General features: G+C 54.0%; 3 rRNA genes. All 3 read left to right on the forward strand.

The window, feature by feature from the left end:
* Positions 1 to 76: 76 nt before the first annotated feature.
* A 16S ribosomal RNA gene (locus tag FW756_RS11705) occupies positions 77 to 1,599 on the forward strand.
* Between the two features lie 456 nt (positions 1,600 to 2,055).
* Positions 2,056 to 5,160, forward strand: a 23S ribosomal RNA gene (locus tag FW756_RS11710).
* A 168-nt stretch (positions 5,161 to 5,328) separates the two neighbouring features.
* Positions 5,329 to 5,445: ribosomal RNA gene (gene rrf / locus FW756_RS11715) — 5S ribosomal RNA — on the forward strand.
* The 16S, 23S and 5S rRNA genes sit together here, the layout of an rRNA operon.
* Positions 5,446 to 5,456 lie beyond the last annotated feature (11 nt).

Consider the following 5,456-nt stretch of genomic DNA (forward strand, 5'->3'; position numbering starts at 1 on the left):
TTTGTCAGTGTTTCTATTTGTCAGGTCAAACTCGCATCTTGTCTGCCTTATTCCGGTGGATGGGTGCTTTTTGTTTTTTACGGAGAGTTTGATCCTGGCTCAGGACGAACGCTGGCGGCGTGCTTAACACATGCAAGTCGAACGATGAAGCCCAGCTTGCTGGGTGGAAGAGTGGCGAACGGGTGAGTAACACGTGAGTAACCTGCCCTTGACTCTGGGATAAGCGCTGGAAACGGCGTCTAATACTGGATACGACCTATCACCGCATGGTGTGTGGGTGGAAAGATTTATCGGTTTTGGATGGACTCGCGGCCTATCAGCTTGTTGGTGAGGTAATGGCTCACCAAGGCGACGACGGGTAGCCGGCCTGAGAGGGTGACCGGCCACACTGGGACTGAGACACGGCCCAGACTCCTACGGGAGGCAGCAGTGGGGAATATTGCACAATGGGCGCAAGCCTGATGCAGCAACGCCGCGTGAGGGATGACTGCCTTCGGGTTGTAAACCTCTTTTAGTAGGGAAGAAGCGAAAGTGACGGTACCTGCAGAAAAAGCACCGGCTAACTACGTGCCAGCAGCCGCGGTAATACGTAGGGTGCAAGCGTTGTCCGGAATTATTGGGCGTAAAGAGCTCGTAGGCGGCTTGTCGCGTCTGCTGTGAAATCCCGGGGCTCAACTCCGGGTCTGCAGTGGGTACGGGCAGGCTAGAGTGCGGTAGGGGAGATTGGAACTCCTGGTGTAGCGGTGGAATGCGCAGATATCAGGAAGAACACCGATGGCGAAGGCAGATCTCTGGGCCGCTACTGACGCTGAGGAGCGAAAGCATGGGGAGCGAACAGGATTAGATACCCTGGTAGTCCATGCCGTAAACGTTGGGAACTAGATGTAGGGCCTGTTCCACGGGTTCTGTGTCGTAGCTAACGCATTAAGTTCCCCGCCTGGGGAGTACGGCCGCAAGGCTAAAACTCAAAGGAATTGACGGGGGCCCGCACAAGCGGCGGAGCATGCGGATTAATTCGATGCAACGCGAAGAACCTTACCAAGGCTTGACATATACGAGAACGCTGTAGAGATACAGAACTCTTTGGACACTCGTATACAGGTGGTGCATGGTTGTCGTCAGCTCGTGTCGTGAGATGTTCGGTTAAGTCCGGCAACGAGCGCAACCCTCGTCCTATGTTGCCAGCACGTTATGGTGGGAACTCATGGGATACTGCCGTGGTCAACACGGAGGAAGGTGGGGATGACGTCAAATCATCATGCCCCTTATGTCTTGGGCTTCACGCATGCTACAATGGCCGATACAATGGGTTGCGATACCGCGAGGTGGAGCGAATCCCAAAAAGTCGGTCTCAGTTCGGATTGGGGTCTGCAACTCGACCCCATGAAGTCGGAGTCGCTAGTAATCGCAGATCAGCAACGCTGCGGTGAATACGTTCCCGGGCCTTGTACACACCGCCCGTCAAGTCATGAAAGTCGGTAACACCCGAAGCCGATGGCCTAACCCTTGTGGAGGGAGTCGTCGAAGGTGGGACTGGTGATTAGGACTAAGTCGTAACAAGGTAGCCGTACCGGAAGGTGCGGCTGGATCACCTCCTTTCTAAGGAGCACTCGAACTTTTTGGTTCGTAGATTGCCTAGATCATCACCGAGTGTGTGGTGCTAGGTGCTCATGGGTGGAACATTTGATAACAGGGTCAGGTCTGTGGTTGTTTCGCGTAGTACGCCGGGGATTGAGTTCTCTGGTTGGAATCGTGGGATGGTTGTGGGTTTGGTTCGTCTGGTGCATACTATTGGGTCCTGAAGGTCCAGCGTGCCTACCATTTTGGTGGTGGGTGTTGGGTCCTTTTCCGGCCGGGGGTTACGGAACGTGTTGTTCGTGGCTTTTGGACTGGTCGTACGTTGAGAACTACACAGTGGACGCGAGCATCTGCCACACACACTCTTGTTGTGTGTGGTGATACTGATTTAATTTTTGGTCCCGCACTCGCTTATAGCTTTGGAATGCTTCCCAGTGTTTCTTGGTGAATGGGTGCGGGTTTCTGATATTCATGTAATTTCAAGTCTCAAAGAGCAAACGGTGGATGCCTTGGCATCTGGAGCCGAAGAAGGACGTAGTAATCTGCGATAAGCCTCGGGGAGCCGATAAACGGGCTGTGATTCGAGGATTTCCGAATGGGGAAACCCCGCCAGGGCGCTTGTCGTACCTGGTGACTCCCGCCTGAATATATAGGGCGGGTAGAGGGAACGTGGGGAAGTGAAACATCTCAGTACCCACAGGAAGAGAAAACAATAGTGATTCCGGTAGTAGTGGCGAGCGAACCCGGATGAGGCTAAACCGTGTATGTGTGATACCTGGCAGGGGTTGCATGCGCGGGGTTGTGGGACATGCCTGGAGACGCTGCCAAAGTTTCCGACGTGAGAGTGAAGCTATAGAAGAACCGCTTGGAAGGGCGGGCCGTAGTGGGTGAGAGCCCCGTATTCGAAATGGTTTTACCGCGTGGTGTGTATCCCAAGTAGCACGGGGCCCGAGAAATCCCGTGTGAATCTGTCAGGACCACCTGATAAGCCTAAATACTCCCAGATGACCGATAGCGGACTAGTACCGTGAGGGAAAGGTGAAAAGTACCCCGGGAGGGGAGTGAAATAGTACCTGAAACCGTTTGCTTACAATCCGTCGGAGCCTCCTTGTTGGGGTGACGGCGTGCCTTTTGAAGAATGAGCCTGCGAGTTAGCGATATGTGGCGAGGTTAACCCGTGAGGGGTAGTCGTAGCGAAAGCGAGTCTGAATAGGGCGATATAGTCGCGTGTCCTAGACCCGAAGCGAAGTGATCTATCCATGGCCAGGTTGAAGCGCGTGTAAGAGCGCGTGGAGGACCGAACCCACTTAGGTTGAAAACTGAGGGGATGAGCTGTGGATAGGGGTGAAAGGCCAATCAAACTTCGTGATAGCTGGTTCTCTCCGAAATGCATTTAGGTGCAGCGTTGCGTGTTTCTTGCCGGAGGTAGAGCTACTGGATGGCCGATGGGCCCTACAAGGTTACTGACGTCAGCTAAACTCCGAATGCCGGTAAGTGAGAGCGCAGCAGTGAGACTGTGGGGGATAATCTTCATAGTCGAGAGGGAAACAACCCAGACCACCAACTAAGGTCCCAAAGCGTGTGCTAAGTGGAAAAGGATGTGGAGTTGCTGTGACAACCAGGAGGTTGGCTTAGAAGCAGCCACCCTTGAAAGAGTGCGTAATAGCTCACTGGTCAAGTGATTCCGCGCCGACAATTTAACGGGGCTCAAGCACACCACCGAAGTTGTGGCATTCATGCGTGTAGACAAGCCTTTGTGGTTCAGTTGTATGGATGGGTAGGAGAGCGTCGTGTGGCGAGTGAAGCGGCGGAGTGATCCAGTCGTGGATGCTACACGAGTGAGAATGCAGGCATGAGTAGCGAAAGACGGGTGAGAAACCCGTCCTCCGGAAGACCAAGGGTTCCAGGGTCAAGCTAATCTTCCCTGGGTAAGTCGGGACCTAAGGCGAGGCCGACAGGCGTAGTCGATGGACAACGGGTTGATATTCCCGTACCGGCTGGTAACCGTCAAAGACCTAACTAGTAGTGCTAAGCAATCCTAAGCTGGGCGGATCCTTCGGGTGATGTTTGGTGGTGGCTGCGAACCCGAACTGGGGTGGTGAGCGTGAGGTGTGACGCAGGAAGGTAGCCTGTGCCGGGCGATGGTTGTCCCGGTGTAAGTGTGTAGCTCGTCGGTTATGAATAGTTTCCGGCTTTGGGTGAGACACGATGCGGACCCGTTAGGGGAAGCAGGTGATCCTATGCTGCCGAGAAAAGCATCGACGTGAGGTTGCTGGTTGCCCGTACCCCAAACCGACACAGGTGGTCAGGTAGAGAATACTCAGGAGATCGAGATAATTATGGTGAAGGAACTCGGCAAAATGCCCCCGTAACTTCGGGAGAAGGGGGGCCATCCGCTTATTAGGACTTAGCTCCGAAAGGGTGTGGTGGCCGCAGAGACCAGTGGGGAACGACTGTTTACTAAAAACACAGGTCCGTGCTAACACGCAAGTGGATGTATACGGACTGACGCCTGCCCGGTGCTGGAAGGTTAAGAGGAGAGGTTAGGACTTCGGTTCGAAGCTTTGAATTTAAGCCCCAGTAAACGGCGGTGGTAACTATAACCATCCTAAGGTAGCGAAATTCCTTGTCGGGTAAGTTCCGACCTGCACGAATGGCGTAACGATTCCCCAGCTGTCTCCACCGTAAACTCGGCGAAATTGCAGTACGAGTAAAGATGCTCGTTACGCGCAGAAGGACGGAAAGACCCCGTGACCTTTACTACAGCTTGGTATTGGTGTTCGGTGTGGCTTGTGTAGGATAGGTGGGAGACTGTGAAGCTGGCACGCTAGTGTTGGTGGAGTCGTTGTTGAAATACCACTCTGGTCATATTGGATATCTAACTACGGACCCTGATCGGGTTCTGGGACAGTGCCTGGTGGGTAGTTTAACTGGGGCGGTTGCCTCCTAAAGAGTAACGGAGGCGCCCAAAGGTTCCCTCAACCTGGTTGGTAATCAGGTGGCGAGTGTAAGTGCACAAGGGAGCTTGACTGCGAGACTGACAGGTCGAGCAGGGACGAAAGTCGGGACTAGTGATCCGGCAGTGGCTTGTGGAAGCGCTGTCGCTCAACGGATAAAAGGTACCTCGGGGATAACAGGCTGATCTTGCCCAAGAGTCCATATCGACGGCATGGTTTGGCACCTCGATGTCGGCTCGTCGCATCCTGGGGCTGGAGTCGGTCCCAAGGGTTGGGCTGTTCGCCCATTAAAGCGGTACGCGAGCTGGGTTTAGAACGTCGTGAGACAGTTCGGTCCCTATCCTCTGCGCGCGTTGGAGATTTGAGAGGATCTGACCCTAGTACGAGAGGACCGGGTTGGACGGACCTCTGGTGTGCCAGTTGTTCTGCCAAGGGCATGGCTGGTTTGCTACGTTCGGGATGGATAACCGCTGAAAGCATCTAAGCGGGAAGCCGGCCTCGAGATGAGATCTCCGTAGACTTCGGTCTGTGAGGCTCCCAGTAGATGACTGGGTTGATAGGCCAGATGTGGAAGCGCGGTAACGTGTGGAGCTGACTGGTACTAATAAGCCGATGACTTGACTTTTTCCTTCCCTTGAGTGGGGAGGGCATGGATTTTCTGATGTCGTAAATGATATTGTTCGCGTTCACTTTGTGGTTCTTGATGTACGAGAAGCCACGCCAGACAGCATGCTGGATTCACCCTTGTGGGTTGGGTCTTGTATTCTGGTGGGGTTAGTATTGTGTATAGAGTTACGGTGGTTATAGCGTCAGGGAAACGCCCGGTTACATTCCGAACCCGGAAGCTAAGACTGATTGCGCCGATGGTACTGCACTCGGGAGGGTGTGGGAGAGTAGGTCACTGCCGGACACCTTTTGGTG

The sequence above is a fragment of the Leucobacter sp. 1207-22 genome, assembly GCF_052850455.1.